Origin of the sequence: Blautia sp. DFI.3.45 (genome assembly GCF_020593505.1) — a bacterium.
GTDB classification, from domain to species: Bacteria; Bacillota; Clostridia; order Lachnospirales; family Lachnospiraceae; genus Blautia_A; species Blautia_A wexlerae.
The window spans coordinates 41,954-68,720 of record NZ_JAJDMI010000018.1 but is presented as its reverse complement, the minus strand read 5'-3'; the positions used below and the strand labels follow the sequence as shown (position 1 = coordinate 68,720).

The 26,767-nt window shown below is 41.2% G+C and carries 22 protein-coding genes and 3 pseudogenes; 21 read left to right on the top strand and 4 right to left on the bottom strand.

Annotated features, from left to right (window positions below):
• Nucleotides 1–264: 264 nt before the first annotated feature.
• The 7 genes and pseudogenes from LJE09_RS19165 (at nt 265) to LJE09_RS08435 (ending at nt 4,997) form a co-directional block, all read left to right on the top strand.
• A pseudogene (locus tag LJE09_RS19165) lies at nt 265–450 on the top strand (hypothetical protein).
• A 7-nt stretch (nt 451–457) separates the two neighbouring features.
• Nucleotides 458–640: pseudogene (locus LJE09_RS19160) on the top strand (AAA family ATPase); the annotation flags it as partial.
• A gap of 33 nt (nt 641–673) precedes the next feature.
• A complete protein-coding gene (locus LJE09_RS08455) occupies nt 674–1,018 on the top strand; it encodes a plasmid recombination protein (protein WP_420314252.1) in 345 nt (114 codons plus the stop codon).
• Nucleotides 1,006–1,137 (top strand): annotated as a pseudogene (locus LJE09_RS19155) (ParB N-terminal domain-containing protein); the annotation flags it as partial. The gene LJE09_RS08455 and the pseudogene LJE09_RS19155, both read left to right, overlap by 13 nt.
• A 430-nt stretch (nt 1,138–1,567) precedes the next feature.
• Nucleotides 1,568–3,376: a Na/Pi cotransporter family protein gene (locus LJE09_RS08445; RefSeq protein ID WP_008706243.1), complete on the top strand. Its 1,809-nt coding sequence runs from the start codon at nt 1,568–1,570 to the stop codon at nt 3,374–3,376.
• A gap of 291 nt (nt 3,377–3,667) precedes the next feature.
• Complete coding sequence (locus LJE09_RS08440) at nt 3,668–3,922, top strand: hypothetical protein (RefSeq protein WP_119245984.1); 255 nt, start codon at nt 3,668–3,670, stop codon at nt 3,920–3,922.
• Between the two features lie 82 nt (nt 3,923–4,004).
• Nucleotides 4,005–4,997: a Fic family protein gene (locus LJE09_RS08435; RefSeq protein WP_119245985.1), complete on the top strand. Its 993-nt coding sequence runs from the start codon at nt 4,005–4,007 to the stop codon at nt 4,995–4,997.
• Nucleotides 4,998–5,159: 162 nt separating this feature from the next.
• Here the strand turns inward: LJE09_RS08435 and LJE09_RS08430 are convergent, their stop codons facing one another.
• Nucleotides 5,160–6,293: an ROK family transcriptional regulator gene (locus LJE09_RS08430; RefSeq protein WP_227311178.1), complete on the bottom strand. Its 1,134-nt coding sequence runs from the start codon at nt 6,291–6,293 to the stop codon at nt 5,160–5,162.
• A 281-nt stretch (nt 6,294–6,574) separates the two neighbouring features.
• On the opposite strand from LJE09_RS08430, the gene LJE09_RS08425 reads away from it, so the two are divergent.
• The 7 genes from LJE09_RS08425 (at nt 6,575) to LJE09_RS08395 (ending at nt 13,890) form a co-directional block, all read left to right on the top strand.
• Nucleotides 6,575–8,191, top strand: a complete 1,617-nt coding sequence (locus tag LJE09_RS08425; RefSeq protein WP_227311175.1) for a mannitol dehydrogenase family protein — start codon at nt 6,575–6,577, stop codon at nt 8,189–8,191.
• Nucleotides 8,192–8,238: 47 nt separating this feature from the next.
• The gene (locus LJE09_RS08420) at nt 8,239–8,631 is read left to right on the top strand and encodes a VOC family protein (protein WP_022381321.1); all 393 of its coding nucleotides are present in this window, start codon (nt 8,239–8,241) and stop codon (nt 8,629–8,631) included.
• Between the two features lie 135 nt (nt 8,632–8,766).
• Nucleotides 8,767–9,165, top strand: a complete 399-nt coding sequence (locus LJE09_RS08415; protein WP_055057898.1) for a hypothetical protein — start codon at nt 8,767–8,769, stop codon at nt 9,163–9,165.
• A 178-nt stretch (nt 9,166–9,343) separates the two neighbouring features.
• Complete coding sequence (gene bilS / locus LJE09_RS08410) at nt 9,344–9,859, top strand: flavodoxin family protein BilS (protein WP_227311173.1); 516 nt, start codon at nt 9,344–9,346, stop codon at nt 9,857–9,859.
• A gap of 101 nt (nt 9,860–9,960) precedes the next feature.
• Nucleotides 9,961–11,025 carry an FUSC family protein gene (locus LJE09_RS08405; protein WP_227311171.1) on the top strand — a complete coding sequence of 355 codons (1,065 nt, stop codon included), beginning with the start codon at nt 9,961–9,963 and terminating at the stop codon, nt 11,023–11,025.
• Between the two features lie 117 nt (nt 11,026–11,142).
• Nucleotides 11,143–12,702: a cardiolipin synthase gene (cls, locus tag LJE09_RS08400; RefSeq protein ID WP_227311169.1), complete on the top strand. Its 1,560-nt coding sequence runs from the start codon at nt 11,143–11,145 to the stop codon at nt 12,700–12,702.
• Nucleotides 12,703–12,801: 99 nt separating this feature from the next.
• On the top strand, nt 12,802–13,890 hold the full coding sequence (locus LJE09_RS08395) for a class II aldolase/adducin family protein (protein ID WP_227311167.1): 1,089 nt from the start codon (nt 12,802–12,804) through the stop codon (nt 13,888–13,890).
• Between the two features lie 88 nt (nt 13,891–13,978).
• Here the strand turns inward: LJE09_RS08395 and adhE are convergent, their stop codons facing one another.
• Both adhE and typA read right to left on the bottom strand, forming a co-directional pair.
• Nucleotides 13,979–16,636, bottom strand: a complete 2,658-nt coding sequence (gene adhE, locus LJE09_RS08390) for a bifunctional acetaldehyde-CoA/alcohol dehydrogenase (protein WP_227311166.1) — start codon at nt 16,634–16,636, stop codon at nt 13,979–13,981.
• Nucleotides 16,637–17,138: 502 nt separating this feature from the next.
• Nucleotides 17,139–18,971, bottom strand: a complete 1,833-nt coding sequence (gene typA, locus LJE09_RS08385; RefSeq protein ID WP_008706255.1) for a translational GTPase TypA — start codon at nt 18,969–18,971, stop codon at nt 17,139–17,141.
• Nucleotides 18,972–19,396: 425 nt separating this feature from the next.
• Here typA and LJE09_RS08380 point away from each other — a divergent pair, with 425 nt between their 5' ends.
• From LJE09_RS08380 to dapB, 4 genes are all read left to right on the top strand, one after another.
• On the top strand, nt 19,397–20,023 hold the full coding sequence (locus tag LJE09_RS08380) for a single-stranded DNA-binding protein (protein WP_008706256.1): 627 nt from the start codon (nt 19,397–19,399) through the stop codon (nt 20,021–20,023).
• A 281-nt stretch (nt 20,024–20,304) separates the two neighbouring features.
• Nucleotides 20,305–20,796 (top strand): cob(I)yrinic acid a,c-diamide adenosyltransferase, encoded by a 492-nt coding sequence (locus LJE09_RS08375; RefSeq protein WP_020993654.1) that lies wholly within the window; start codon nt 20,305–20,307, stop codon nt 20,794–20,796.
• 79 nt (nt 20,797–20,875) lie between these two features.
• The gene (dapA, locus tag LJE09_RS08370; RefSeq protein WP_008706258.1) at nt 20,876–21,769 is read left to right on the top strand and encodes a 4-hydroxy-tetrahydrodipicolinate synthase; all 894 of its coding nucleotides are present in this window, start codon (nt 20,876–20,878) and stop codon (nt 21,767–21,769) included.
• 65 nt (nt 21,770–21,834) lie between these two features.
• Nucleotides 21,835–22,596 carry a 4-hydroxy-tetrahydrodipicolinate reductase gene (gene dapB, locus LJE09_RS08365; protein ID WP_008706259.1) on the top strand — a complete coding sequence of 254 codons (762 nt, stop codon included), beginning with the start codon at nt 21,835–21,837 and terminating at the stop codon, nt 22,594–22,596.
• Nucleotides 22,597–22,743: 147 nt separating this feature from the next.
• Here the strand turns inward: dapB and LJE09_RS08360 are convergent, their stop codons facing one another.
• Nucleotides 22,744–24,003, bottom strand: coding sequence for a D-alanyl-D-alanine carboxypeptidase (locus LJE09_RS08360; RefSeq protein ID WP_118331210.1), 1,260 nt, complete (start codon nt 24,001–24,003; stop codon nt 22,744–22,746).
• 254 nt (nt 24,004–24,257) lie between these two features.
• Between LJE09_RS08360 and LJE09_RS08355 the strand changes: the two genes are divergently transcribed.
• The 3 genes from LJE09_RS08355 (at nt 24,258) to hpf (ending at nt 26,607) form a co-directional block, all read left to right on the top strand.
• The gene (locus tag LJE09_RS08355) at nt 24,258–24,785 is read left to right on the top strand and encodes a hypothetical protein (protein WP_227311164.1); all 528 of its coding nucleotides are present in this window, start codon (nt 24,258–24,260) and stop codon (nt 24,783–24,785) included.
• 324 nt (nt 24,786–25,109) lie between these two features.
• Entirely contained in the window at nt 25,110–25,877 is a 768-nt protein-coding gene (gene hisA, locus LJE09_RS08350; RefSeq protein ID WP_195277487.1) for a phosphoribosylformimino-5-aminoimidazole carboxamide ribotide isomerase, read from the top strand.
• Nucleotides 25,878–26,079: 202 nt separating this feature from the next.
• Entirely contained in the window at nt 26,080–26,607 is a 528-nt protein-coding gene (gene hpf / locus LJE09_RS08345) for a ribosome hibernation-promoting factor, HPF/YfiA family (protein ID WP_008706266.1), read from the top strand.
• Nucleotides 26,608–26,767 lie beyond the last annotated feature (160 nt).

Below are 26,767 nucleotides of genomic sequence, written 5' to 3'. Positions count from 1 at the left end.
GATGGAAGAACTGTGAATTCCAGTTTTCTGCTATCATAAAACAGAATATATCTGATAGAACGCACCGTAGAAATACGGTGTTTTTTGTTACCCCAAACCCACAATTTCATACACAACCACAGGTTAGTACAAACACCTTGCGATTTTTTGAAAGGCTTAGAAAGGAAATTTTCCCTGATTTTCGCTCCGAGAAATGACACAAACAAGGCTTAATGTATCTTTCCTGTGGCTTTTATTTTCGGCAGGAAAGGAGGATTGCTTGCTATGCCGAGAATGAGCAAGAAGCGGAAACAAGAGTGGGCGTTGTTTCTGAATGAAAGAAATCGCATTACCTACAACGGACTTTACAGAAAATGCAGTAGTGAATGTAAGTAGAGTTTTCGCTGTGTTGTGGTGCATTGCCCAAAATATTTATCGAAAAGGAGAACAAAGAACTATGAAAATGATTGAAAATGAAATGAATGTAACTGTACATCTTGAAATTATCAAGGCAAGCGAAATTGAGCCGAAAGAAGTGAAATGGCTGTGGTATCCGTATATTCCGTTTGGCAAGGTTACTCTGTTGCAGGGCGATCCCGGCAATGGGAAAAGCAAGTTAATGTTATCAATCGCCGCCCTGCTCTCAAATGGAGAACGTCTGAAAGTGTCATAGTGGGTTACACACATTCAAAGAATGTTGTGTAATGGCTTCGCCCTGCCGAGAAAGGAGAACGAAATGGCGAAAAGCAACAAGGCGGAAAGGCACAACGAACGCAAGAATGAAACCTATGAAAATATAAATGTGATTGAGGAACGCATACCCTATAATGTGCATTTCAAAAAGCCTTTTGCTCCGACCTATATGGAGAAATTAAAGCAGATGGAAGCTGACGGTATGGTGTCGCTTCGTGGGTTGAGAAAAGACGCAACGCTCTTTAACGAGATTGCGATTAAGTGCAAAGATGGATTTGATAATAAGTGGAACAATAAATATGTTGAGGTCACAGAACAAGTAAGATTTGGATGGATCAGGAAATGATTCGGCTCAGTGCGAGTGTTGAGAAATACGGAATCATAAATTCGCTGATTGTACGACCGATTCCAGATGGTGTTTATGAGATTATCTCCGGACACAGAAGAAAGGCAGCTGCTGAAAAGTGTATTGCTGTTGGAATGAATGCACATCTGGCAAAACCTTTGGATATTGAGAAGGTGGAGCAGACTATCTGTAAACAGTTAAGAGATGCAAAAATGACAGATATTGAATGAGGGTCATATTTTTTTACTGTCCGATTTATTGTATGTTATTTTTCGACATGTTCTGATATATTTTGGAGCATGCCGAAAAATTTTATGAAAACTGCAAAAAAAATCAGGAAAAAAAAGACAGCATTTTAAACGCTATGGAAAAAATGCAATTTTTGAAAAAACAATTATTGTAATAATCTCCCGGACGTGACATAATAAGAATGGAAAAGTAAAAAGCAGGTTAAATTCTGATTAGAAACAGGTAAAATAACCTGCTTACATTATGCGCCGATTTTCTGAGATGAGGTGGGAAATCAGGCAGACGACAAAGGAGAAAATAATGGGAATTTTTTCAATGATATTGTCATTACTGAGCGGAGTAGCGTTATTCCTGTTCGGTATGTCATTGATGGGCGACGGCCTGAAAATGGTTGCCGGAAATAAGCTGGAAGCTTTCCTGTATCGAATGACAAACACACCGCTGAAGGGAGTTGCTCTGGGTACTGGTGTTACCAGCGTGATTCAGTCTTCTTCTGCCACAACCGTTATGGTCATTGGTTTTGTTAACTCAGGTATGATGAAACTGAAACAGGCCATCGGTATTATCATGGGAGCCAACATCGGAACCAGTATTACCGGATGGATCCTCTGTCTTTCTTATATTGACGGAAAGAACGGAATTGCAAAGATTTTATCTACAGCAACAATTTCAGCAGTAGTAGCGATTATTGGTATTATCCTTCGCATGGCATGTAAGCGTTCCGTGCATAAAAATATCGGTAATATCATGCTTGGTTTTGCAATCCTGATGACAGGTATGCAGACAATGAGCGGTGCTGTTTCACCACTGAAGGACAGCCCCACATTTACAAACATGCTGACAATGTTTTCCAACCCGCTGATAGGTATTCTGGTAGGTATTGCATTTACCGCAGTGTTGCAGAGTGCATCTGCCACAGTCGGTGTATTGCAGGCGTTATCTGTAACAGGTATCCTGACATTCTCCAGTGCATTCCCGATCGTTCTTGGTATCGGTGTAGGTGCTGCCTGTCCGGTTCTGATTTCAGCAATCGGTGCGAATAAGAATGGTAAACGTACAGCACTTGTTTATCTGATCAATGACCTGTTTGGTCTTATCCTCTGGTCAGTGATTTTCTACACTGTAAATGCTGTTGTGCATTTCGGATTTATGGATATGATCATGTCACCGGTTGCAATTGCTTTACTGAATACTGTATTTCGTGTAGCAACAGTATGTGTTCTTTTCCCGTTCATACCGAAGATCGAGCAGCTGGTGTGCTGGCTTGTAAAAGACAGTGCAGAGGAACTGGAAGATGAAGCAGACTTTGATCTTCTGGAAGAACGTCTTCTGAATTATCCGGCACTTGCTATTGGACAGTGTCATCGTGCCATGAGCGGTATGGCAAGGAAGCTTCGCAAGAATGTCAACCGTGCCATGAACCTTCTGAATGAATATCAGCAGGATAAATTTGATAAGGTACAGAGAAAAGAGAACCTGATCGATAAATACGAAAGCCGTCTTGGGGAATATCTGATGAAGCTCACAAAGCATGAGATGAACAGTGCCCAGACAAGGCAGGCATCCCTTTATCTTCATACCATCAATGACTTTGAGAGAATCGGTGACCATGCATCCTACATTGCCTATATGTCCAGTGAAATGCATGATAATCACACTAATTTCTCACAGGAAGCCTGGGATGAGCTGAATGTAGTAATGGAAGCAGTTCGCGAGGAGATCAACCTTACCTGTCGTGCATTCCTCAATGATGACAAAGAGATGGCACAGAGAGTTGCACCGCTTGGAATGATTATCACATCCTTATGCAATGAGCTAAAGATGCATCATGTAGAGCGTCTGAGTAATGGCAATTGCGGACTGGAAGAGGGAACTGTATATACAGACATTCTCAACAGCTTCAACCGTATTGCAGCACATTGTGCAAGTGCAATGGTAGCTCTCCTTAAGAGTGGAGACGAGAATCCGGATATGCATATCCATGATTCCAAGATTTACCCATCTGACAGCGTGGAATATTATACATACTTCAAGGAATATCGCCAGAAGTATGAAATCGTAAAGAACGAGGAACACATGCGAAGCATGGAACCGGAAGAAGTAGAATAATACTTTTATACTACAAAGCAGTAAATATATATGATATAATGACAGCAGATGATCTGGAAACGGATGTCTGCTGTTTTCTATTATATTACTGGGCATGCAAGATTGTAGGAATGATTTTTTGAATACGTTCCGGAGTGTGCAGACTGACGAGCCAGCAGGCAGGATCATTTTTGTAAATCAAATATATTCATTCAGGCAGAGATTCTTCCTGTAGACTGGATCAGTTATAGCAGGCGGAAATTGTGCAAACATAACACTCTGTAAACATAACACCCAAAGGAGGAAGTAATTATGTTATTCGACAGCAGAACAGTTTATCTCGGTGCATCCAGGGACAAATATGAGCAGTATTGTAAAGCCTTAGATTCAGAGAAAATCAAATACAAAACAAAGAGAGTTAACCACGAAGAAAAAATGATAGCCCCGGGCAGGGGAACTGCCCGCAGCATGGGTGGGAACTTCGGAACAGATAAAACATTGTATGAAATCATGGTCGGAGAGAAAGATTACGACAATGTAATGGAGATTCTGACAGCACTGAAGTAGACGGAATCTATCCTGAAGAAGAAAGTATGCAAAAAAGTGTGCAAGATAATGTGCAAGATAACGGAAATCCTGGAGGTGTTTTGTGGGAGAATATAAACCGCCATTTACAATAACAAATGAGATATTATCATATGTGTCTTCAATTTCTGAAAAAATAGGGCGAATCACGGCAATCAGAAGTCTGGAAACAAAACCGCACCTGAGAAAGAATAACCGAATTAAATCTATTCATTCATCTTTAAAAATAGAAGCGAATTCTCTTTCTCTGGGGCAGGTTAGGGATGTAATTAATGGCAGGCTTGTACTGGGGGAACAGAAAGAAATACAGGAAGTTAAAAATGCATATGCGGCGTATGAAAGCCTTTCGGAAATTAATCCCTATAGTATAAAAGATTTAAAGAAATTTCATGGGATTATGACAAAATATCTTGTGGAAGAATGTGGGGAGTTTCGCCATGGAGAAGAGGGAGTCTTTAATGGAGATGAATGTATTTTTATGGCACCTCCGGCGCAATTTGTACCGCAGCTTATGGATGAACTGTTTGAATGGATGAAGAAATCAAGGAATAGTGTTCATCCATTGATTATGAGCAGTGTATTTCATTATGAGTTTGTCTTTATTCATCCATTTGCTGATGGTAATGGAAGAATGGCAAGATTATGGCACACTGCGATTTTGTCTAAATGGAAACCTGTATTTGAGTATATTCCAATCGAAAGCCAGATTGAAAAATTTCAGGATGAATATTATGATGCGATTGCCAGATGTCATGTTTCGGGAGAATCTACCATTTTTATAGAGTTTATGTTGTCGCAGATAGACAGGATTTTGGAAGATATTTCGCTTCAGATGAATGAAGAAAATGAGCAGTTTTCAGAAACTGTCAGGAAAATGCTTGAAATCATGGAGTATGATACGCCTTATACAAGAAAAACACTTATGGAAAAACTGGGGTTAAAGTCCAGAGATGGATTCCGCAGAAATTATTTGCAACCCGCACTTGAGATGAATTTGATCCAAATGACATTACCAGATAAACCGAATAGCAGAAATCAGCGATATATGAAAGTATGAATAGCAGGAAGCTTATCTGATTTATAGCAATCTATAGCAATTCCATAAAATACTGCAAGCAATCCAGCCCATCATAGTGTGAAGTCCTGCATCAGATATCTTTCTTGTCTTTCGCACTCTGCTGAACTGTCTTGATTGCATTATTTATAAGAATTGCTATAGTTAAATGGATTGAATAAATTTCTCTACATAATGCAGAGCCGCTCCGATTGCCGGTGTATATTGTCCGTTGGTACCGACCAGAATCTGTGTTTTATCCAGTATGAATGGTGCGGCTGTATGGAGATGCTCTGCCAGATATTCAATATCTTCTTCTGTAAAATAAGGTGCCAGATATCCGCTGAGGATGATCGGTGCATCGATAACAAGGTTAAGATTCTTCATGGCAAATGCCAGATGGTTTAAAAAATCTTTCCAGATCTGTATGATCTGGGGAGATTTTTTTTCGCGCAGAAGAGGGAAAAATTCTTTGGCAGGAATACCTGCAGCCTGTTCCAGTGCATTGGCAGAGCAGTAGGTTTCCAGGCAGCCACGGCTGCCGCAGTAGCAAAGTGGGCCGTCGGGATTAATACATATATGTTCAAGAGTTCCGCTGTGCATGGAGATCCCCTGATGAATCTGATGATTGGTAATGATGCCGCCGCCCAGATTTCGGTTCAGCAGGATGATAACAGCACTGTCAAGCTCCGGATGATTCCATAATTCAAGGAACGCAGCTGATTTCGAATCATGTTCCAGATAACAGGGATAAGGAAGATATCTGGAAAAATCATCCAGTTTCATGCCTGCGTTATTCATGATATCTCCATATAGTACAGTGGTATGATCCGGGGATGTGATACCCTGTGTGGCAATGGAGATGCCAAGAACTTTGTCATTGTCATACTGGCGCGATGAGATGAAGTCTTTTACTGCGTCAGTAACCTGTTTATAGTAATCCGGTGTGTTGGAATATGGAAGCGGAATGGTATCTGTATAGAAAACATTTCCATACAAATCTACAGCAGTAATATGAAACATCCCTTTTAAAATACCGATACCAATGGAAATTTTAAAATCTGATACAATCTGAAGGGCGTTTGCCTTTCTTCCGCCAGTGGATTCAAAGAAACCATTTTTTTCAATAAGACCTTCCTGCTCCAGAAGATTCAGATTCTGGCTGACAGTGGATAAACCCATCTGCAGTTCCTGAACGATCTGCAGCTTGGAGGTCGTTTTTTTTCTGTAAATGTACTGGTAAACCTTTGATTTATTTATTTTCTTGAGACTAATGTTGGTCAATCCCTTTTCACTCATAATATTCTCCTGATTATGTTACAAGATAATGTTAAGTTTCAGTTTTATTGTAGCATAGAACGAAAAAAAAACAATAAAAATATCCGGCACGATCAGCAACATCAATTTGTCAGCACACTATAGTAAAATAGACAAAAAAGTTGTTTGAAAATTAGAATTTCTGTCAATGGATTTTTTAAAAGAAAAGATATATACTCAACTTACAGTTAAGATATAAGCGTAAGTAAAGAACATAATAACAAACAATAAGTATCGAATAAGACAAACAAGGAGGATATAACATGAAATTATCAATCAATGGAATCAAGGAACAGGAAGCATGGAAAAAGGCAGGAATCGCTCTTCCGGGTTATGATGTAGAGGCTGCCTCTGAGAATGCAAAGGAGAATCCGGTATGGGTTCACTTTGGTATCGGAAATATTTTCCGTGTGTTTATCGGTGGAATTGCAGATGGTCTTCTGGAAGAGGGAGTTCTGGATCGTGGGATTACCTGTGTGGAAACCTTTGATTATGATGTAGCAGACAAGATTTATGATCCATATGACAATCTGGGATTAAGCGTGATCCTGCATGGGGATGGAACCCGTGAGTATAAAGTAGTCGGAGCTTTTGCAGAAGCAGTGAAGGCACAGTCTTCTAATGCAGCACAGTGGAAACGCCTGAAAGAAATCTTCACAAGCAAATCCCTGCAGATGGTTTCCTTTACGATCACAGAGAAAGGCTATGCATTACAGAAAGCTGACGGAACATGGTTCCCGTTTGTAGAGGCAGATATCAAGAATGGTCCGGATAAAGCGTCTGGTGCCATGGCAGTTCTGGTTGCAATGCTTTATGAAAGATATAAAGCCGGCGAATATCCCATCGCACTGGTTTCCATGGATAACTGCTCACAGAACGGTGCAAAGCTTCGTGAGTCAGTACTGACAATGACAGAAGAGTGGAAGAAAGCAGGATTTGTTGATGAGGGATTTGTGAACTATGTAAGCGATGAAAAAGTAGTTGCTTTTCCATGGACAATGATCGATAAGATCACACCTCGTCCAAGCGAGCAGATTGCAGCAGACCTTGAGAAGCTGGGTGTTGAGAACATGCAGCCAGTGATCACAGGTAAGAAGACATACATTGCACCATTTGTCAATGCTGAGAAACCACAGTATCTGGTAATAGAGGACAGCTTCCCTAACGGACGTCCGGCTCTGGAAAAAGGTTTCGGCGTATATATGGCAGACAGAAATACAGTTAACCTTTCTGAACGTATGAAAGTAACAGTATGTCTGAATCCGGTTCATTCTGCTACAGGTCCGCTGGGAGTAGTTCTTGGATATGATCTGTTTGCGCATATGCTTAATACAAATGAAGATATGATGAAAATGGCACGTATGATTGCTTATGATGAAGGTCTTCCGGTAGTTGCTGACCCTGGAATCCTTTCTCCTCAGGCATTTGTTGATGAGCTTTTTAATGATCGTTTTCCAAATGAATATCTTGGAGATACAAATCTTCGTCTGGCAGTAGATGTATCTCAGATGGTTGGTATCCGTTTTGGCGAAACAATCAAAGCATATGTAAAGAAATTCGGAGATGCTTCCAGACTGACAGCTATTCCTCTGGGAATTGCAGGATGGCTCAGATATATGCTTGGTGTAGATGATGAAGGAAATAAATTTGAACTTGCACCGGACCCAATGAATGAGGAACTGCAGGAACAGTTTAAGGATATTGTAGTAGGTAAACCTGAAACATTTAAAGATCAGTTAAAACCAATTCTTTCCAATGAGCGTCTGTTCTTCACTGACCTTTACAAAGACGGTGTGGGAGAGAAGGTTGAGAATATGTTCCGTGAGATGATTGCAGGACCTGGAGCTGTAAGAGCAACAATACATAAATATGTTGGATGATTTTCATCAGATGGATATTATAACTGACTTTCAGGAGGAAAATGAAAATGAATTTAAAAGAACAGTTTAATGGAATTCAGCATATTGGAATTCCGACCAATGATATTGAAGCAACCATTGATTTTTATAAGGCTCTGGGATTTGAAATTGCTTTTCGTACAGTAAATGAGGAAGCAGATGAAGAGGTTGCTTTTCTGAAATTAAATACACTTGTTGTTGAGACATATGAGAATAAAGCAGCTAAGATGGAAGCCGGTGCCATCGATCATATGGCGATTGATGTAAAAGATATTGAAAAAGTATATGAAATGATTAATCAGGCAGGATTAAATACAACCAACGATACCGTTCATTTTCTTCCCTTCTGGGAAAACGGAGTAAAGTTCTTTACAATTGAGGGACCGAATAAAGAGAAGGTTGAGTTCAGCCAGTACTTATAAAGTCAGGCGGTTAAATTCAGCGAGAAAAAGCATCTGTCAAAGCAGGTGCTTTTTGTTTTCAATATTTTATTGAGAAAAGCCTGAGAAAAGTTTAAAATAGAAAATAATAAAAAATAAACGAAAGGAGTTTTTATCATGAGTAAACGAACAGAGAGAATGAGCCGGAGTGCAGCTGAGAGAATCAACCGCAAAGATACCGTGATCAGACAGAATAATGCAGAACTCGAGGAACTGAGGAGTCAGTATGAGAATCTGGATATCTGTGAGGAGGATAAGCAGGTGATTGATGATTATATTGCCTGCAAAGATGCCAGAGCTGACAGGATGGCAGAGAAACTCTATGAAAAGGGACGAAAAGATGTAAAGAGATGTATCCGCATCCGAAAACTGATCCGCAGATGCATGATCCTGTCTGCCATTGTTACGGTGGTACTGATTCAGTATAATAAGAATGAGAAGCTGAGAGAAAGTCTGGAAGAGCTGCTGAAAATGTTCCGGGATAGAACTGTAAATGAATCAGAGGAAGATTTTTAAAATGTTTTACCGAATTCGGTTACGGTAGAACGAATGTGCTTATGTATCAGTTGGAAGGAATAAGCAATATAAATAATGCAGACAAAAATGTATTTTCGGAATTAAAAAAAATCTTCTTACAAAAGCAGAAACAAGGAAGACTCTAAGAGTGCATAAAACCAAAAAGGAGCAAGACAGCATGGGAACACAAAGATACTCAATTCTGTACAGCAGTAAAACAGGAAATACAAAAAAACTTGCGGAGAAGATCAGGGAGGTACTGCCTGAGGAAAACTGTGATTATTTTGGAACAGAAGGAGCGAAGGCTCTCTCTTCCGACATATTATACATTGGATTCTGGACAGATATAGGGAATGCAGATCCTGCAACACTTGAACTGTTAAAGAGTCTGAAAAACAAGAAGATCTTTCTGTTTGGAACAGCAGGTTTCGGAGGCAGTGAAGCCTATTTCCAGCAGGTTCTCGGGAAAGTTAAAGAATCTGTGGATGAGAGTAATACAGTAATCGGAGAATTTATGTGTCAGGGGAAAATGCCCCAGTCAGTTAGGGACAGATACGTAAAGATGAAAGAGAAGTCGGATCATGCGCCGAACCTGGATGAACTGATCCAGAATTTTGACAGGGCGTTATCTCATCCTGATAATGAGGATCTGGAGAGACTTGAAGAAATAATCAGAAGAGACCTGGAAAAATAATTAAGTCTTGACTAACAGAGGGAACTGCGGTATAGTGCTCGTTACTAAAAAAGGTAATTCATAAATTTTTATAAATTTTCACGAAAGAGAGGTAACGAGACATGACATTTTATCAGGAATTACAATTGAGTTCGACCGGCTCCAAACAGCTGATCAGAAGCACCACAGATCCCAAAGAGAAAAGACGGCACATTTTAATCTATAATTTTAAAGTGTATCTGGTTATGGCTTTTTGCGTAGCAGTGGTGAGCATGTACAGTAAGCTTACAGGGAGCAGCAACAGTGTAGTTGGTGTTACTGTTCTGTTGGCAGTGCTTGTGCTGCGGCAGGCAGATTTCGGGATCAGGACAACACATGGACTGCTTTCCATTGCAGGGATCTTCGGTATTCTTATGGCAGGACCCCGTCTGGCAAATATAGTGCCTCCGTTAGCTGCGTTTGCAGTGAATGCTGTGTGTATTTTACTGCTGATGATACTGGGCTGTCATAATGTGATCATGTACAATCATTCTACCTTTGTTCTGGGCTATTTGCTGCTTCTGGGCTATGATGTGACAGGAAAGGAATACACCTTCCGTGTGATCGGCTTGTTGGTGGGAATGGTGATCTGTATGATCGTCTTCTATAAGAACCAGAGAAATAGAGCCTATCGAAGAACCTTCCTGGATTTGTTCCGGGAATTTGATCTTAAGTCAGCAAGAAGCAGATGGTATGTGAAACTGACACTGATCGTATCCAGCGCAATGCTGTTTATGAATCTTCTGGGACTTCCCAGAGCAATGTGGGCAGGAATCGCCTGTATGTCCGTATGCCTGCCTTTTACAGAAGACTGTATCCCAAGGTCTGTGAGCAGAGGAATGTTTAATATTGTGGGATGTCTGTTATTTATTGTGCTGTATCTGGTACTTCCGGAATCCATGTATCCGTATATCGGAATGATCGGAGGGATCGGAGTTGGATATTCAGCAGGATATCCGTGGCAGACTGCATTTAATACATTTGGAGCGTTGTCTATTGCAGCAGGGATCTTCGGAATGCCGGCAGCAATAGCACTTCGTATAGGTGCCAATGTTCTGGGAGCAGCTTATACGGTAATCTGCAATAAAGTAACAGATAAAGTAGCAGAGTATATAGGCACAAATAAATGTGCAGAAAATCTTTCCTGACTGAAACTGCGGAGCGGTTATAAGCAAGTAAAAAAGCGGATGATTTTATCCGTCTGATATGTGTTCTGGGAATAGAGTGAATATTAACGTACAATGACAGAGGGAGAGAGAAAGAATATGAAACAGGATACCCTGGAAGGCAGGGCGAAAACGAAAAATGGTGTAAAACGATTATGCTTTTCCGCAGTATGTATTTTACTGGAAGCAGCTTTTATCATTGCTATGATCACAAAGCTGAATCAATATGCGGAGATTATCAATCTGATGACAAGGCTTCTTGCAGGTGTACTGGTTCTTAAGCTGTATGCGTCAGATCAGACTTCATCTATGAAAATGCCCTGGGTTATTTTGATCCTTGTATTCCCTATCTTGGGAGTGGGATTGTACTTACTGATTGGTCTCAATGGCGGTACCCGTAAAATGCGGGAGCGTTATGACCAGATCGACAGGGAACTTCTGCCGTTGCTTCCCAATGACAGTGAGTGCAGGGAAACGCTTGGCAGGAAAATCCCGAAGGCAGGCAATATTTCTGATTATATACAGAAAAATGCCTCCTATCCGGTCTATCAGAATACAGATGTTATTTATTATGATGAGGCAGTCAAAGGGCTGGAGGCTCAGCTGGCAGATCTGGCAAAGGCAGAGAAATTCATTTTTATGGAATATCATGCTATTGAGGATGCACAGGCCTGGCATAAAATCCAGAGGGTTCTGGAAGACCGCGTAAAGGCGGGAGTGGAAGTCAGAGTATTTTATGATGATATGGGTTCCATTGGATTTATCAACACAGACTTTATTAAGAAAATGAAAAAGGTAGGAATCCACTGCAGAGTGTTCAATCCATTTACTCCGGGTCTGAATGTGTTCCTGAATAACCGGGATCACCGCAAGATCACAGTGATCGATGGAAAAGTGGGATTTACCGGCGGTTACAACCTTGCCAACGAATATTTTAATTTCACACATCCTTATGGACAGTGGAAGGATACAGGTATCCGTCTGGAGGGGGAGGCAGTCCGTTCCCTAACAGTAACATTCCTGGAGATGTGGAATGCTGTCAGTGATAAGGATAAAAATGACAGTGATTTTACAGGATTTCTGGTTCAGACAGATTATCAGGCAAAGCAGACAGGCTTTATCCAGCCCTATGCGGACAGTCCTATGGACCATGAACAGGTAGGCGAAGAGGTGTATATCAGTATGGTGAATAAAGCGGAAAAATACTGCTGGTTTATGACACCGTACCTGATCATCACAGATGAAATGAGCCATGCGCTGTGTCTGGCTGCCAAGCGTGGGGTAGATGTGAGGATCATCACACCTGGTATTCCGGATAAAAAGATGATCTACAATATCACACGTTCCTTTTACCATGGACTGGTAAAACATGGAGTGCGTATCTATGAATGGACACCTGGTTTCTGTCATGCAAAGATGAGTGTGGCAGATGACTGTATGGCAACCTGCGGAACCATAAATCTGGATTACAGAAGTCTGTATCATCATTTTGAAAACGGCTGCTTTATGGCAGACTGCCAGGCAGTTCTGGATATCCGAAATGATCTTGCAGCAACAATGGATGAATGCCGTGAAGTCACAGAACAGTACAGTACCGGACGCAGCGCATATCTGCGATTGGGACAGCTGTTTATGAGGTTATTTGCGGGATTATTATAACGTTACTGTTTACTCCATAACACTTGGAAAAAAGTAGGATATCGTGTACAATGGAATGGGTAATAGCAAAACTATTAAAATATGGGAGGTATTTTAACTATGGATCTTTCAACCTTAGTAAAAATGTCAAATACTTATGGAAGTAATCCTGCTTATGTTCTGGCAGGTGGTGGCAATACTTCTGTAAAAGATGACACCACATTGTATGTAAAAGGCTCCGGTACACAGCTTGCCACAATCAAGGCAGAGGAATTTGTGGAAATGAGCAGAGCACGCTTGAATGAGATCATGAAAACAGATTATCCGGAAGATGATGTCAAACGTGAATCACTGTATCTTGCAGATGTTATGGCTGCAGTAACAGATGCTGACAAAACAAAACGTCCAAGTGTAGAAGCACTGCTTCATAACTTATTTGCCTACACATATGTACTGCATGTTCATCCTACACTTGTCAATGGACTGACCTGCGGAAAAGGGGCAAAGGAACTTAGTGAACAGCTTCTTGGAAAGGATGTACTCTGGATTGATATCTGCAAACCCGGATATACACTTGCACGTATCTGTTATGAGAAAATGAATGCTTATAAAGAAGAATCCGGAAAAGATGTTCAGGTTCTTCTACTTCAGAATCATGGAATTTTCGTTGCAGCAAATACTGTAGAGGAAATTGGAGTATTATTTGACGGCGTGATCAGTAAATTAGAGAAACAGGTAAAGAGAACTGCTGATGACAGTGATGCGGTTACACCTGAAAAAGAGCAGGCAGCAGAGAAGCTTTCCCGGTTACTGGGACATGCAGTAGAAGTTGTACCTGCAGCAGAAGCTGATCATTTTGTAAAAGATAAAGTAGCGGCTGCACCGCTTCTGAAACCATTTACACCGGATCACATTGTATACTGTGGACCATATCCGTTATTTGTAGAAAATATTGATCAGGCAAAAGATGCGCTGGACGCATTTATGAAAGAGAATGACAAAGAGCCAAGACTGATCCTGGTACAGGGAGTCGGTGCCTTTATCATGGAAGATGATAAGGGAAAAGCTGCAAAAGCACAGCTTCTTGTAAAAGATGCCATTAAGCTTGCTGTATATGCAGAAAGCTTTGGTGGCCCGCTTCACATGACAGATGATATTACATACTTTATCACGCATTGGGAAGCAGAAGCATATCGCAGTAAGAAATAATATAATAAGGGGCTGTCGTTTTTTGACAGCCCCATTTGTTGGTTTGAACACTATATTTTTAAAGGAAAAGGTTTATTTTCAGCAAATCTTATTTCTCTTCTTTTTTCTCTTTGGCTTTCCCGGATTCAGGAATATTTCCCTCACCATAGTAAGCTTTCAGATAGATTTCTTTCAGTTCAGACATTAATGGATATCTTGGGTTGGCACCGGTACACTGGTCGTTAAATGCCTGTTCGGTCATTTCGTCCAGAGTTTCAAGGAAGTACTTCTCGTCTACGCCGTATTCCCTGATCGTATGTTTGATCTCAATAGTATCCATCAGTTCCTGCAGTTTCTGGAGAAGCTTCTCAAATACTTCGCTGTCGTTCTTGCCTGTCAGACCTACAGAACGGCCAATCTCAGCGTAACGTGCAAGTGTGTGCGGATACTGATACTGTGGGAAGGTACCCATCTTAGCCGGAACTTCGGCTGCATTATAGCGCAAAACATGAAGCAGAACCAGAGCATTTGCAATACCATGTGGAAGATGATGGAAAGCTCCCAGCTTATGAGCAAGAGAGTGGTTTACGCCAAGGAAAGCATTTGCGAAAGCCATACCAGCCATGCAGGAAGCATTTGCCATATGCTGTCTTGCTTCTACATCAGAACCATCTTTGTATGCACGTGGCAGATAGTTAAATACCAGTTTGATGGCATTTAATGCAAGACCATCTGTATAATCAGATGCCATCATGGAAGCATAGGCTTCAAGTGCATGAGTCATAACGTCGATACCGGAAGCACAGGTCAGTCCCTTAGGTGCGCTCATCATATTATCTGTATCAACAATAGCCATGTCAGGCATTAATTCATAATCAGCCAGAGGCCATTTGATACCTGTAGTCTTATCAGTAATGATAGCAAACGGCGTTACTTCGGAACCTGTACCGGAAGATGTTGGAACAGCTATAAAGTAAGCTTTTTTACCCATATGCGGGAATGTGAAGATTCTCTTACGGATATCCATAAAGTCCATAGCCATATCATCAAAGTTGGCGTCCGGATTTTCATAGAGAACCCACATGATCTTGCCGGCATCCATTGCGGAACCACCGCCCATTGCGATAATGCAGTCAGGCTCGAACATTCTCATTGCAGCAGCACCGGCTCTTGCAGAAGCGAGAGATGGATCTGGCTCTACATCGTAGAAGCAGGTATGTACGATTCCCATCTGATCTAATTTATCTTCGATCTTTTTAGTATATCCATTCTTATAAAGGAAAGAGTCTGTTACGATAAAGCAGCGTTTCTTGTGCATAACAGTGCCAAGCTCATCCAGAGCAACCGGCAGGCAGCCTTTTTTGAAATAAACTTTTTCCGGTGTTCTAATCCAGAGCATATTTTCTCTCCTTTCAGCAACGGTCTTGATGTTGATAAGATGTTTCACACCTACGTTCTCAGATACGGAGTTGCCACCCCAGGAACCACAGCCCAGAGTCAGGGACGGAACAAGTTTGAAGTTGTAAAGGTCGCCGATGCCGCCCTGAGAAGATGGAGTATTGATGAGGATACGGCAGGTCTTCATAGCTGCTGCATGTTTTTCCATCTTTTCCTTCTCTCTTGTGTCAATGTAGAGAGCGGAGGTATGTCCATAACCGCCGTCAGCTACAAGCTGTTCAGCTTTGGCAATCGCTTCGTCAAAAGTTTTGGCCTTGTACATGGCAAGTACAGGTGAAAGCTTCTCATGTGCGAATTCTTCGCTGATGTCTACAGATTCAACTTCGCCGATCAGGATCTTTGTCTCAGGAGAAACTGTAATACCGGCCATCTCAGCGATAGTGGCAGCTTTCTGACCTACGATTTTTGCATTCAATGCACCATTGATGAGGATAGTTTTTCTTACTTTCTCTAATTCATCCGGTTTCAGGAAGTAACATCCTCTGTAAAGGAATTCTTCTTTTACTTTCTTATAAATGCTCTCAAGAACAGTTACAGATTGTTCGGAAGCACAGATCATACCATTGTCAAAGGTCTTGGAATGGATGATGGAGTTAACTGCCAGACGGATATCTGCACTGTCATCAATGATAACAGGAGTATTTCCGGGACCTACACCTAAAGCAGGTTTTCCGGAAGAATAGGCAGCCTTAACCATTCCGGGACCACCTGTGGCAAGGATGATGTCTGCTTCACGCATAACCTGATTTGTCAGATCAAGACTTGGAACATCGATCCATCCGATGATTCCCTCCGGTGCACCGGCTTCTACAGCTGCCTCCAGAACAACCTTTGCTGCCTCAATGGTACATTTCTTTGCGCGGGGATGCGGACTGATGATGATTGCATTACGTGTTTTCAGTGCGATCAGAGTTTTGAAAATTGCAGTAGATGTTGGGTTGGTTGTAGGAATAACTGCAGCGATCAGACCGATTGGCTCAGCTATTTTCTTAATACCGTAAGCAGTGTCTTCTTCAATCACACCGCAGGTTTTCGTATTCTTATATGCGTTGTATACATATTCGGCTGCGTAATGGTTTTTGATAACCTTATCTTCTACAATACCCATTCCTGTTTCTTCAACAGCATCTTTAGCAAGCGGGATACGTGCTTTGTCAGCAGCAGTAGCGGCAGCTTTAAAAATCTTATCTACCTGCTCCTGGGTAAATGTTGCGAAAATCTTCTGTGCCTCTTTCATGGCTGCAATCTTTGCAGTAAGGGCTTCAGGGGTGTCGATGATGGTTGGGATAGTGTTCTCTTTTTTTGCCATTTGGGAATCCTCCTGTTTGTGTTTTCGTTAAAAGTATTTACCGTAACCTGTTATGTTTTTATTATACAAATAAACTGATTATTCGGTCAACAGTAACATTAATATGAGCATAACGAAATATTATGGTGAAAATTGTGCATAATCACGTAAATAATGTGAATAAAATATCAATTGTCAGAATATATGAGAAAAATTTAACAATATATGTTCTGTTGGCGACTGAGAGAAAGTTAAAAAAACGTTAATAAATTAACAACCCCGATGATGCTATCATATGACTTTGTTAATCATTTGTCAATTACATAGCATATGAAAAAAGTTAACAAATACTAACTAGGAATTTCGTGAAAATATAACAATATAATTTGTAGAAGGATTTATGTTTTTCCATATGTTTGCAGGAGATTAAGAGTTACTGTGAACGGAGTGAACAGTAATGATTAAGAAAAATTAAGCCCCGCAAAATTTGCGGGGCTTAATTTTTCTTAAATTTCTATTTGTTTCAGGCTTTTCTGAAAGCGGCTCTCTTACGTTCTCTGGAATCCAGCAGTCTTTTACGGATACGGAGAGATTCCGGTGTAACCTCAAGGAGTTCATCCTGGTCGATGAAATCGATGGCCTGTTCCAGACTGAGAACTCTTGGTGGAGTTAATTTCAGTGCATCATCAGCGGAAGAAGAACGTGTGTTAGTCAGATGTTTTGTCTTGCATACGTTCAGCTCGATATCTTCGGCTTTACCATTCTGTCCGATAACCATACCGCTGTAAACCTTTGCACCAGGTCCGATAAACAGAGTACCACGCTCCTGGGCTGCGAACAGACCATAAGTAACAGCTTCACCAGCCTCGAAAGCGATCAGAGATCCCTGTTTTCTGTACTGGAAATCTCCCTTGTAAGGAGCATATCCGTCAAACATAGTATTGATGATGCCGGTACCCTTGGTGGAGGTAAGGAACTCACCGCGGAATCCGATCAGTCCACGGGAAGGAATGTGGAATTCCAGACGGACAGTACCGTCACTGGCAGTACTCATACCCTGCAGCTCACCTTTACGTTCGCTCAGCTTTTGGATTACAGTACCGGAAAATTCTTCCGGAACATCTACATAAGCGATTTCCATAGGTTCAAGTTTCTTTCCGCGCTCGTCTGTTTTGTACAGAACCTCCGGTTTACTTACTGCGAATTCATAACCTTCACGTCTCATGTTCTCGATCAGGACAGACAGATGAAGTTCTCCACGTCCGGAAACCTTAAAGGCTTCTGTTGTTTCAGTATCTTCTACACGAAGGCTGACATCTGTATTCAGTTCACGGTAGAGACGGTCACGAAGATGACGGGATGTGATGTATTTACCTTCCTGGCCTGCCAGCGGACTGTCATTTACGATGAAGTTCATGGCAATGGTAGGCTCGGAAATCTTCTGGAAAGGAATTGCCTCCGGGTTTTCTCCGCCACAGAGAGTATCACCGATATGGATGTCTGCGATACCGGAAATAGCAACGATGGAACCAATAGTAGCTTCCTTTACTTCAACCTTATTCAGACCGTCAAACTCATAGAGCTTGCTGATTTTAACTTTCTTACGTTTGTCCAGATCATGATGGTTTAACAGAGTCAGCTCCTGATTAACGGCAATCTTACCATTCTCAACTTTACCGACACCGATACGTCCCACATATTCGTTGTAGTCAATGGTGCTGATCAGAACCTGAGTATCTGCATCAGGATCTCCCTCCGGAGCAGGGATATATTTCAGAATAGCGTCAAACAGAGGAGCCATATCCTTAGGAGTATCGTTTAAGTCAATAACAGCATGTCCTGCTTTTGCAGAAGCATACAGGAACGGGCAGTCAAGCTGCTCGTCAGAAGCACCAAGATCCATAAGAAGTTCCAGAACTTCATCTACAACTTCGTCAGGACGAGCTTCCGGACGGTCAATCTTGTTGATACATACGATTACATGGAGATCAAGTTCAAGGGCTTTCTTAAGAACGAATTTAGTCTGAGGCATAGCACCTTCGAAAGCATCAACGAGAAGAATAACACCGTCTACCATTTTAAGTACACGTTCTACTTCGCCGCCGAAATCAGCATGTCCTGGTGTGTCGATGATATTGATCTTTGTATCTTTGTAATGAATAGCTGTATTCTTGGATAAAATAGTGATACCACGCTCACGCTCAATATCATTGGAGTCCATGACACGTTCCTGAACTTCCTGATTTTCGCGGAATACACCGCTCTGTTTCAGAAGCTGGTCAACCAGAGTTGTTTTACCATGGTCAACGTGGGCGATAATGGCTACGTTACGGACATCTTCACGTTTTGTTCTCATAAAATGATTTTCCTTTCCTCTTTAAGCTTTGAATGGGTAACTGTTCGGCACACTGGCTGAACAGTTACCGGAATTGTTAATATTCATGTGTTATCAGCAGGATTATCTTGCTGCAAAAGCATTTTTCAAGCACGATATAATCTTGCAGATGAATTTGTTCCTATTATTATGTGTTTTTTTCTTCAATAAGTTACCCGAATTTTCAGTTTACCACATTTTCGCCAGATTACAAGGTGTTAAAATAATTTTTTTTATTTTTGCAGATTCTGGTTCTAAATGAGAATGCCTGTACATAACCTTATAAAGAACAATACAAGGTACAGAGGAGCATATGTAGGATCGCTGAAAAAGCAGAGACGATTTACGGTCTGTACTGCAGGCAGGGATTCTGACACAGGTGCTCTACAGGGAAGGAGAACCACATTATGGCAGATAAAATTATTGAAAACAATCAGGTATCTATGATGGGCAAAATTGCAGCAGGCTTTACATTCAGTCATCAGGTCTTTGGAGAAGGCTTCTATATGACTGAGCTGCTGGTCAAAAGGCTCAGTGATTCGGAAGACAGGATTCCGGTGATGGTTTCTGAACGGCTGGTGGATGTAACGCAGGATTATATCGGAGAATATGTGGAAATCCATGGACAGTTCCGCTCATATAACCGCCATGAGGAGAAGCACAACCGTCTCGTGCTTTCAGTATTCAGCAGAGAACTGAAGTTTGTGGAAGAAGAGGATGAAACAGTTCCGGTAAATCAGATTTTTCTGGACGGATATATCTGTAAGCCTCCGGTGTACCGTAAAACTCCTCTTGGAAGAGAAATTGCGGATGTGCTGTTGGCAGTAAATCGTCCGTATGGAAAATCAGATTACATACCATGCATCTGCTGGGGCAGAAATGCCCGCTATGCATCTGCGTTTGAGGTTGGCGGTCATGTCCTGATCTGGGGACGTATCCAGAGCAGAGAATATATGAAACGGATCGGGGAAAATGAAACAGAGAAGAGAGTTGCGTATGAAGTATCTGTAAGCAAGCTGGAATATATGGAATAATTCCATTGCCGCAGGCAATTTGGAATGAATTTTGGCCACGTTACTGTGAACGGAGTGAACAGTAACGATTACTGTAAACAGTAACACTTGCAATTCTTCATAAACTGCGGTAATATAAGCGTATTCAGATAACTATGGCAGCCTGCTGTTCCACGAAGCATTCCGGCGTGAATATGCCGGAAGCTCATCGCAGAAGTCGAAAACAGACTGCTGTTTATCATGTCTGTAATGACACAGAGAAGAAGGTACAATTTCAATAACGATAAGAGGAATTGTTTGTTATGGAAAAAGAATTTACAGAGGTTTACTGTGGCGGGGGAAAGGGAAAGACAACTCTGGCGATCGGTCAGTGTCTGAGAGCTTCTGCACAGGGTAAAAGCGTCATTATTATTCAGTTTCTGAAAGGAAGAGAGCGCAGGGAACTGGATTTTCTGGAGGAACTGGATAATCTGGATATTAAGATATTCCGTTTTGAGAAGCATGATGAAGGATATGAGGAGCTGAATGAGCAGGAGAAGGCAGAGGAGAAAACCAATATTCTCAATGCTTTGAATTTTGCGCGCAAAGTGATCGCAACGCAGGAATGCGATTTTCTGCTCCTGGATGAGATTCTTGCACTTCCGGATTATGGGATCACTACTGCAGAGGCAATCGGTGATATCCTGAAGATGAAGGACGAGAGTATGCATATTTTGCTTACGGGACGGACGTTACCGGACAGCCTGCGTAAATATGCAGACAGCATAACTACACTGACAACAGAGATTGTATAAGGTGTATAAAACCTGATTATTGTTTATGAATGGACAGTAATCTGTATGGAAATTACAGAAGAATAAAGGAGGAAGGCAAATGGCAATTTTTAAAGGTGCAGGTGTTGCAATCGTAACCCCTATGTATGAAGATGGCAAGGTTAATTATGATAAACTGGAGGAACTTCTGGAGTATCAGATTGCAAACAGTACAGATGCGATCATTATCTGCGGAACAACAGGAGAATCATCAACGATGACGCATGGAGAGCATCTTAAGACAATTAAGTTTGCAATCGACAAGGTAAACAAACGTGTTCCGGTCATCGCAGGTACAGGTTCCAACTGTACGGAAACTGCAATTATGATGTCAAAGGAGGCTGCTTCTTACGGTGCAGATGCACTTCTTATAGTGACTCCATATTATAACAAGGCGACTCAGAAAGGATTGATCGCTCATTATACAGCTATTGCAGAGGCAGTTCCGGAAACACCGATCATTATGTACAATGTTCCGAGCCGTACAGGTTGTAACATTCAGCCTGCAACAGCAGTAGCTCTGGCTAAAAATGTTAAGAATATTGTTGGTATCAAAGCAGCAAGCGGAGATCTTTCACAGATTGCAACCATGATGTCCATGGCTGATGGCTGCATTGAACTCTACTCCGGAAATGATGATCAGGTACTTCCGATCCTTTCACTTGGCGGACTTGGAGTAATTTCCGTACTTTCTAATGTAGCTCCTAAGGAAACACATGATATGGTTATGAAATTCCTTGAAGGAGATACAAAGGGTGCAGCAGAAATCCAGTTAAAGGCAATCCCGTTAATTCATGCACTGTTCAGTGAAGTAAACCCGATTCCGGTGAAAGCAGCCCTGAATCTGATGGGTAAAGAAGTGGGACCACTTCGTATGCCATTATCCGAGATGGAAGATGCAAACAAGGCAAAACTTGCAGAAGAACTGAAGAATTTCGGAATTAAACTTGCATAAATATAACCGCAGGATTGTTCGGAAAATCAACTTGCCGATATACTGGAATTGAGAGGAATAGACAAATGGTAAAGATTATTATGCATGGCTGTAACGGTCACATGGGTCAGGTAATCTCCGGACTTGTGGAGAAGGATCCGGATGCTGAGATCGTAGCAGGTATCGATGTGGCAGATCAGGGAAAGAACAGCTACCCTGTATATACAAATATGGAAGAATGTCAGGTAGAGGCAGATGCCCTTATCGACTTCTCTTCTGCAAAAGCAACAGATGCACTTCTTGCTTACTGTGAGAAACGCAAACTCCCGGTTGTATTATGTACAACCGGTTTAAGCGAGGAGCAGCTCGCAAAGGTGGAAGAGACATCTAAGAATGTCGCAGTTCTGAAATCTGCAAATATGTCTCTTGGAATCAATACTCTGATGAAACTGCTTCAGGATGCGGCAAAGGTTCTGGCAACAGCAGGATTTGACATGGAGATTGTTGAGAAGCATCACAGACTGAAACTGGATGCACCAAGCGGAACAGCACTTGCACTGGCTGACAGTATTAATGAGGCAATGGATAACCAGTATCATTATATCTATGACCGCAGCCAGAGACGTGAGATGCGGGATGATAAGGAAATCGGTATCTCAGCAGTCCGCGGTGGAACAATCGTAGGAGAACACGAAGTGATCTTCGCAGGTCCGGATGAAGTGATCGAATTTAAGCATACTGCATATTCCAAAGCTGTATTTGGAAAGGGTGCTGTTGAAGCTGCGAAATTCCTTGCAGGCAAACCGGCAGGAAGATATGATATGAGCGATGTTATCAGTGCAAAATAATCAGGAATGCAGTAAAAATTGATAACTGGTAATTTTCAGTATCTTCATAGCAGTGAAATAAAATATATAAAAGGAAAGTGTATCTGATGTTTCAGAACACTTTCCTTTTTTGTAATATTGGCCTGTATGCTGCTATAATAATTCTGATCAATGATTATATGCGTAAGTCAGCAATGTTCTGGAATCCTGCCAGCGGGCAGAAGATGAATCTGCACCCAGGACAACAGAAATATAGGTGTTTCCCCTTGCGGAATAAGAAAGTCCGACAAAACAATAGCCTGCTTTGTTGGTATAGCCTGTTTTCATACCCTGAACTCCCGGAACATTGCCGAGCAGGGCGTTGGTAGTGCCGATAGAATAGCTTCTGCCGGTGTTGAGATTAGAGAAAGAATAATAGCCGGTGCTCACCAGTTTGCGGAACATAGGCTTTTTGATCGCATACTGGGCAATTTTTGCCAGGTCAGAAGCTGTTGTGTAATGGTTATACCCTGCATCCAGACCATTTGGGGTTGCGAAATGTGTATTCGTACATCCGATCTCTGCTGCTTTTTTATTCATTAATTTAACAAACTTTGCAGTGGAACCGCTGACGTGTTCGGCAATGGCAACTGCGGTGTCGTTGTGGGAGGGAAGCATCAGGGAATAAAGCAGATCTTTCAGATAAAATATTTCTCCTGCATTTGCATAAAGCTTGCTGGGTTCAATAGATGCTGCGTAAGGGGAGAACTTTACTTTTTCGTTTAATTTGCAGTTTTCAAGTGCAAGGATACAGGTCATAATCTTGGTTGTGCTGGCGTTGGCATGAGCAACATTTTCATTTTTGCCATAAATAATCTGACCGGTATCTGCATTCATGAGAAGTGCACAGTCAGAGGAAAGGGAATAATTTAATCCGGTGTGGGTGACAGTACCATTCTGGTTAAAGTAATAGTAAGTTCCCTTGATCTTGTGTTTTCCTGTAACTGCTTTTCCGTCTTTGCCAAAATAGTATTTCTTTCCGGATTTGTCAGTGTACCATCCGGTAACCATGGCACCGTCTTTACCGACATAGTAATAATTTCCTTTATATTTGATAAGAGAATTCTTTATCAGATATCCCTGAGATCTGGTTCCGAAATAATAATTTTTGCCTTTGATCGTATGCCAGCTGCACCAGCGGTGTCCGAGTTTGTTAAAATAATAGGTCTTTTTGTCAATTTTCAGAAATACATTTTTGGCGATGGTTTTATCATCATAGCGGTAAATCCAGTAATCGCCGTCTTTTACAAATTTTCCCGATGCTGCGATATCAGGTTTTTGAAGTGTGGATGCATAGATAGTAGAAACACTGCAGGTAAACAGCAGGAAAAGTGCAGCCAGAAATATGAAAACAGAGCTGCGAAGTGAATGGTTCCTTTTTCTTTTCATGATAACCTCCTGTAAATATGAGTTATAGATATTCCGTAAAATACTGCAGTCAATCCATCTCATTAATGAGTGAAATCCTGCTATGGCAACTTGTCGGTACGCTAGATTGTAGGAGTATATATGTACGGAGTAATCTGTTTTGTATTATTTAAATCATAGCATGAAAAGTAAATTTTTTCCAGAATAGTATTAAGTTTTTGGTACATATTAAAAACATAATATAAAAACATGAAAAGACGGAGAGGTTCTGCTGCATGGACCGGCAGAATGCTTTCCGGGAACAGGAGATGAATATGGGAATAAAGGTAAAAAAGATTCTGACAGGTACAGCACTTATTATGTCACTGTGCATGTTCACAGCATGTGGGAATGCAAATAAAGCAGCTGATGAGGCAGACACAAACGAAGAAAATATGACGGATAATAAGACAGCAAACGATGATAACATGGAAAATAACGCAGGAGAAAACAATACAAATGGAAATAGCACATCAGGAAACAATGCGGCAGATAAAAATGTAAATAATGGTGGAACCGTCACAGACAATGGAACTGCCGCAGAGGATGAAGCTGCAGAAAATGAGACAAAACAGAATAGCAATGCAACAGATAACACTGCAACAGATAACACTGCAGATAATACCAGAATTGATGAAAACAACAACGGTGACGGCACAGTATCCGGTGAACTGGGAAACAGCGTCAAAGATCTGGGCGAAGGGGTAGGTAATGCTGTAGAAGATGTGGGGGATGCTGTTGGCAATGCGGCAGAAGGAAGATAGACATCAGGAATAATTTATGGTATTATCGTGTTAAATCGGTAAAATTTAAATAGTGTACTCCCTAAGTTTTTATTGCATTTGTTTTTGCATCTAACTATAGCAATCATTGTAAATAATGCATATTGATTCAGCTCATCAGAGCGTGAAATCTGTTACTGTGAACGGAGTGAACAGTAACTGAAATCCTGCGTCAGCACGCCTGCAGATATCTTCCTTGTCTTTCGCACTCTGCTGAACTGTCTCAAATGCATTAATTTAAGAGGCTTGCTATAAGTACAAAAAGATTCTGAGAGTACATATAACGGATATGGAGGTATGGATTTTATGAAATTTCGCCCATGTATTGATATACATAATGGAAAAGTAAAGCAGATTGTAGGTGGGAGCCTTACGGACGTACAGGATCAGGCAAGTGAGAATTTTGTATCTGAGCAGGATGCATCTTTCTATGCAGAATTATATAAAAAGGCAGGGATAAAAGGAGGACATGTAATTCTGTTAAATGGTCATGACTCCCCATACTATGAATCAACAAAAGAACAGGCGATTCTTGCATTACATACTTATTCGGGAGGATTACAGATCGGCGGAGGAGTGAACCCGGAAAATGCAGGGGAATATCTTAGTGCAGGTGCCAGTCATGTAATCGTTACATCTTATGTATTTAAAGATGGAAGGATTTCCTGGGAAAATCTGAACAAAATGAAAGAGACTGTGGGAAAAGAGAAACTGGTTCTTGACCTGAGCTGTCGCAGAAAAGATGGAAAATACTATATTGTGACAGACCGCTGGCAGAAATTTACAGATGTCACTATGACACTGGATATTATGAAAGAACTGGGAAGTTACTGCGATGAGTTTCTGGTCCATGCAGTAGATGTGGAGGGAAAGGCACGCGGAGTTGAAACAGAACTTGCATCTCTGCTGGGGGAGTATAAAGGAAATCCGGTTACTTACGCAGGTGGAGTTGGCTCCATGAAGGATATTGAGGATCTGCGAAAATATGGAAAAGACAGACTGGATGTCACAGTAGGCAGTGCATTGGATCTTTTTGGCGGAAATATTTCATTCTCAGAACTGATTAAACTTTAACTAATTTTTATAGTAATCTCAGGAATCACAGTGAAAATGTACAGAACAATTACAGAATTTTTGCTATTTCCCCATAATGACAAAGGAACTTTAAAGTTATTTCTGAAGTAAACAGAAAAAATGTGAAATTTTAATAAAATAGTGTTAAAATTCAAAAATGTGTGTTATAATAGGTTCATCAAACAGCAAAGGGGATGGAAGCATGAAGTTTATCATCAGCGGAAAAAATATTACAGTTACAGAAGGTCTTAAGACAGCAGTCCAGGACAAGCTCAGTAAACTGGAAAGGTATTTCACTCCTGACACCGAAGTTGTAGTAACTTTAAGTGTTGAAAAAGAAAGACAGAAAATTGAAGTGACAATCCCTGTAAAAGGAAATATCATTCGTTCCGAACAGGTAAGCAATGACATGTATGTATCAATCGATTTGGTAGAGGAAGTCATTGAACGTCAGCTTCGCAAGTACAAAAATAAAATCGTAGACAAACAGCAGGCAGCAGCCAACTTCCAGAAAGCATATCTGGACAAGGACTACGATGAGGATGAAGAAGTTAAGATCATCCGTACCAAGAAATTCGGAATCAAACCAATGTATCCGGAAGATGCATGCGTACAGATGGAACTGCTCGGACATAATTTCTTTGTATTCTACAATGCAGAGACAGAGCAGGTAAATGTAGTTTACAAACGTAAAGGCAATACTTACGGTCTGATCGAACCGGAATTCTAAATCTGCTTATAAGATCAAAAATATGAAACATAGACAGCCATAAAAAAGTTTTCATAAAGAAAAGCTTCCTTACAGAGAGACAAAATGCCACCCTGTAAGGGAGCTTTTTTGTCAGGAAAAATATATACCTTTAGCGCATAAGGAATGCTTTGACGCAGTG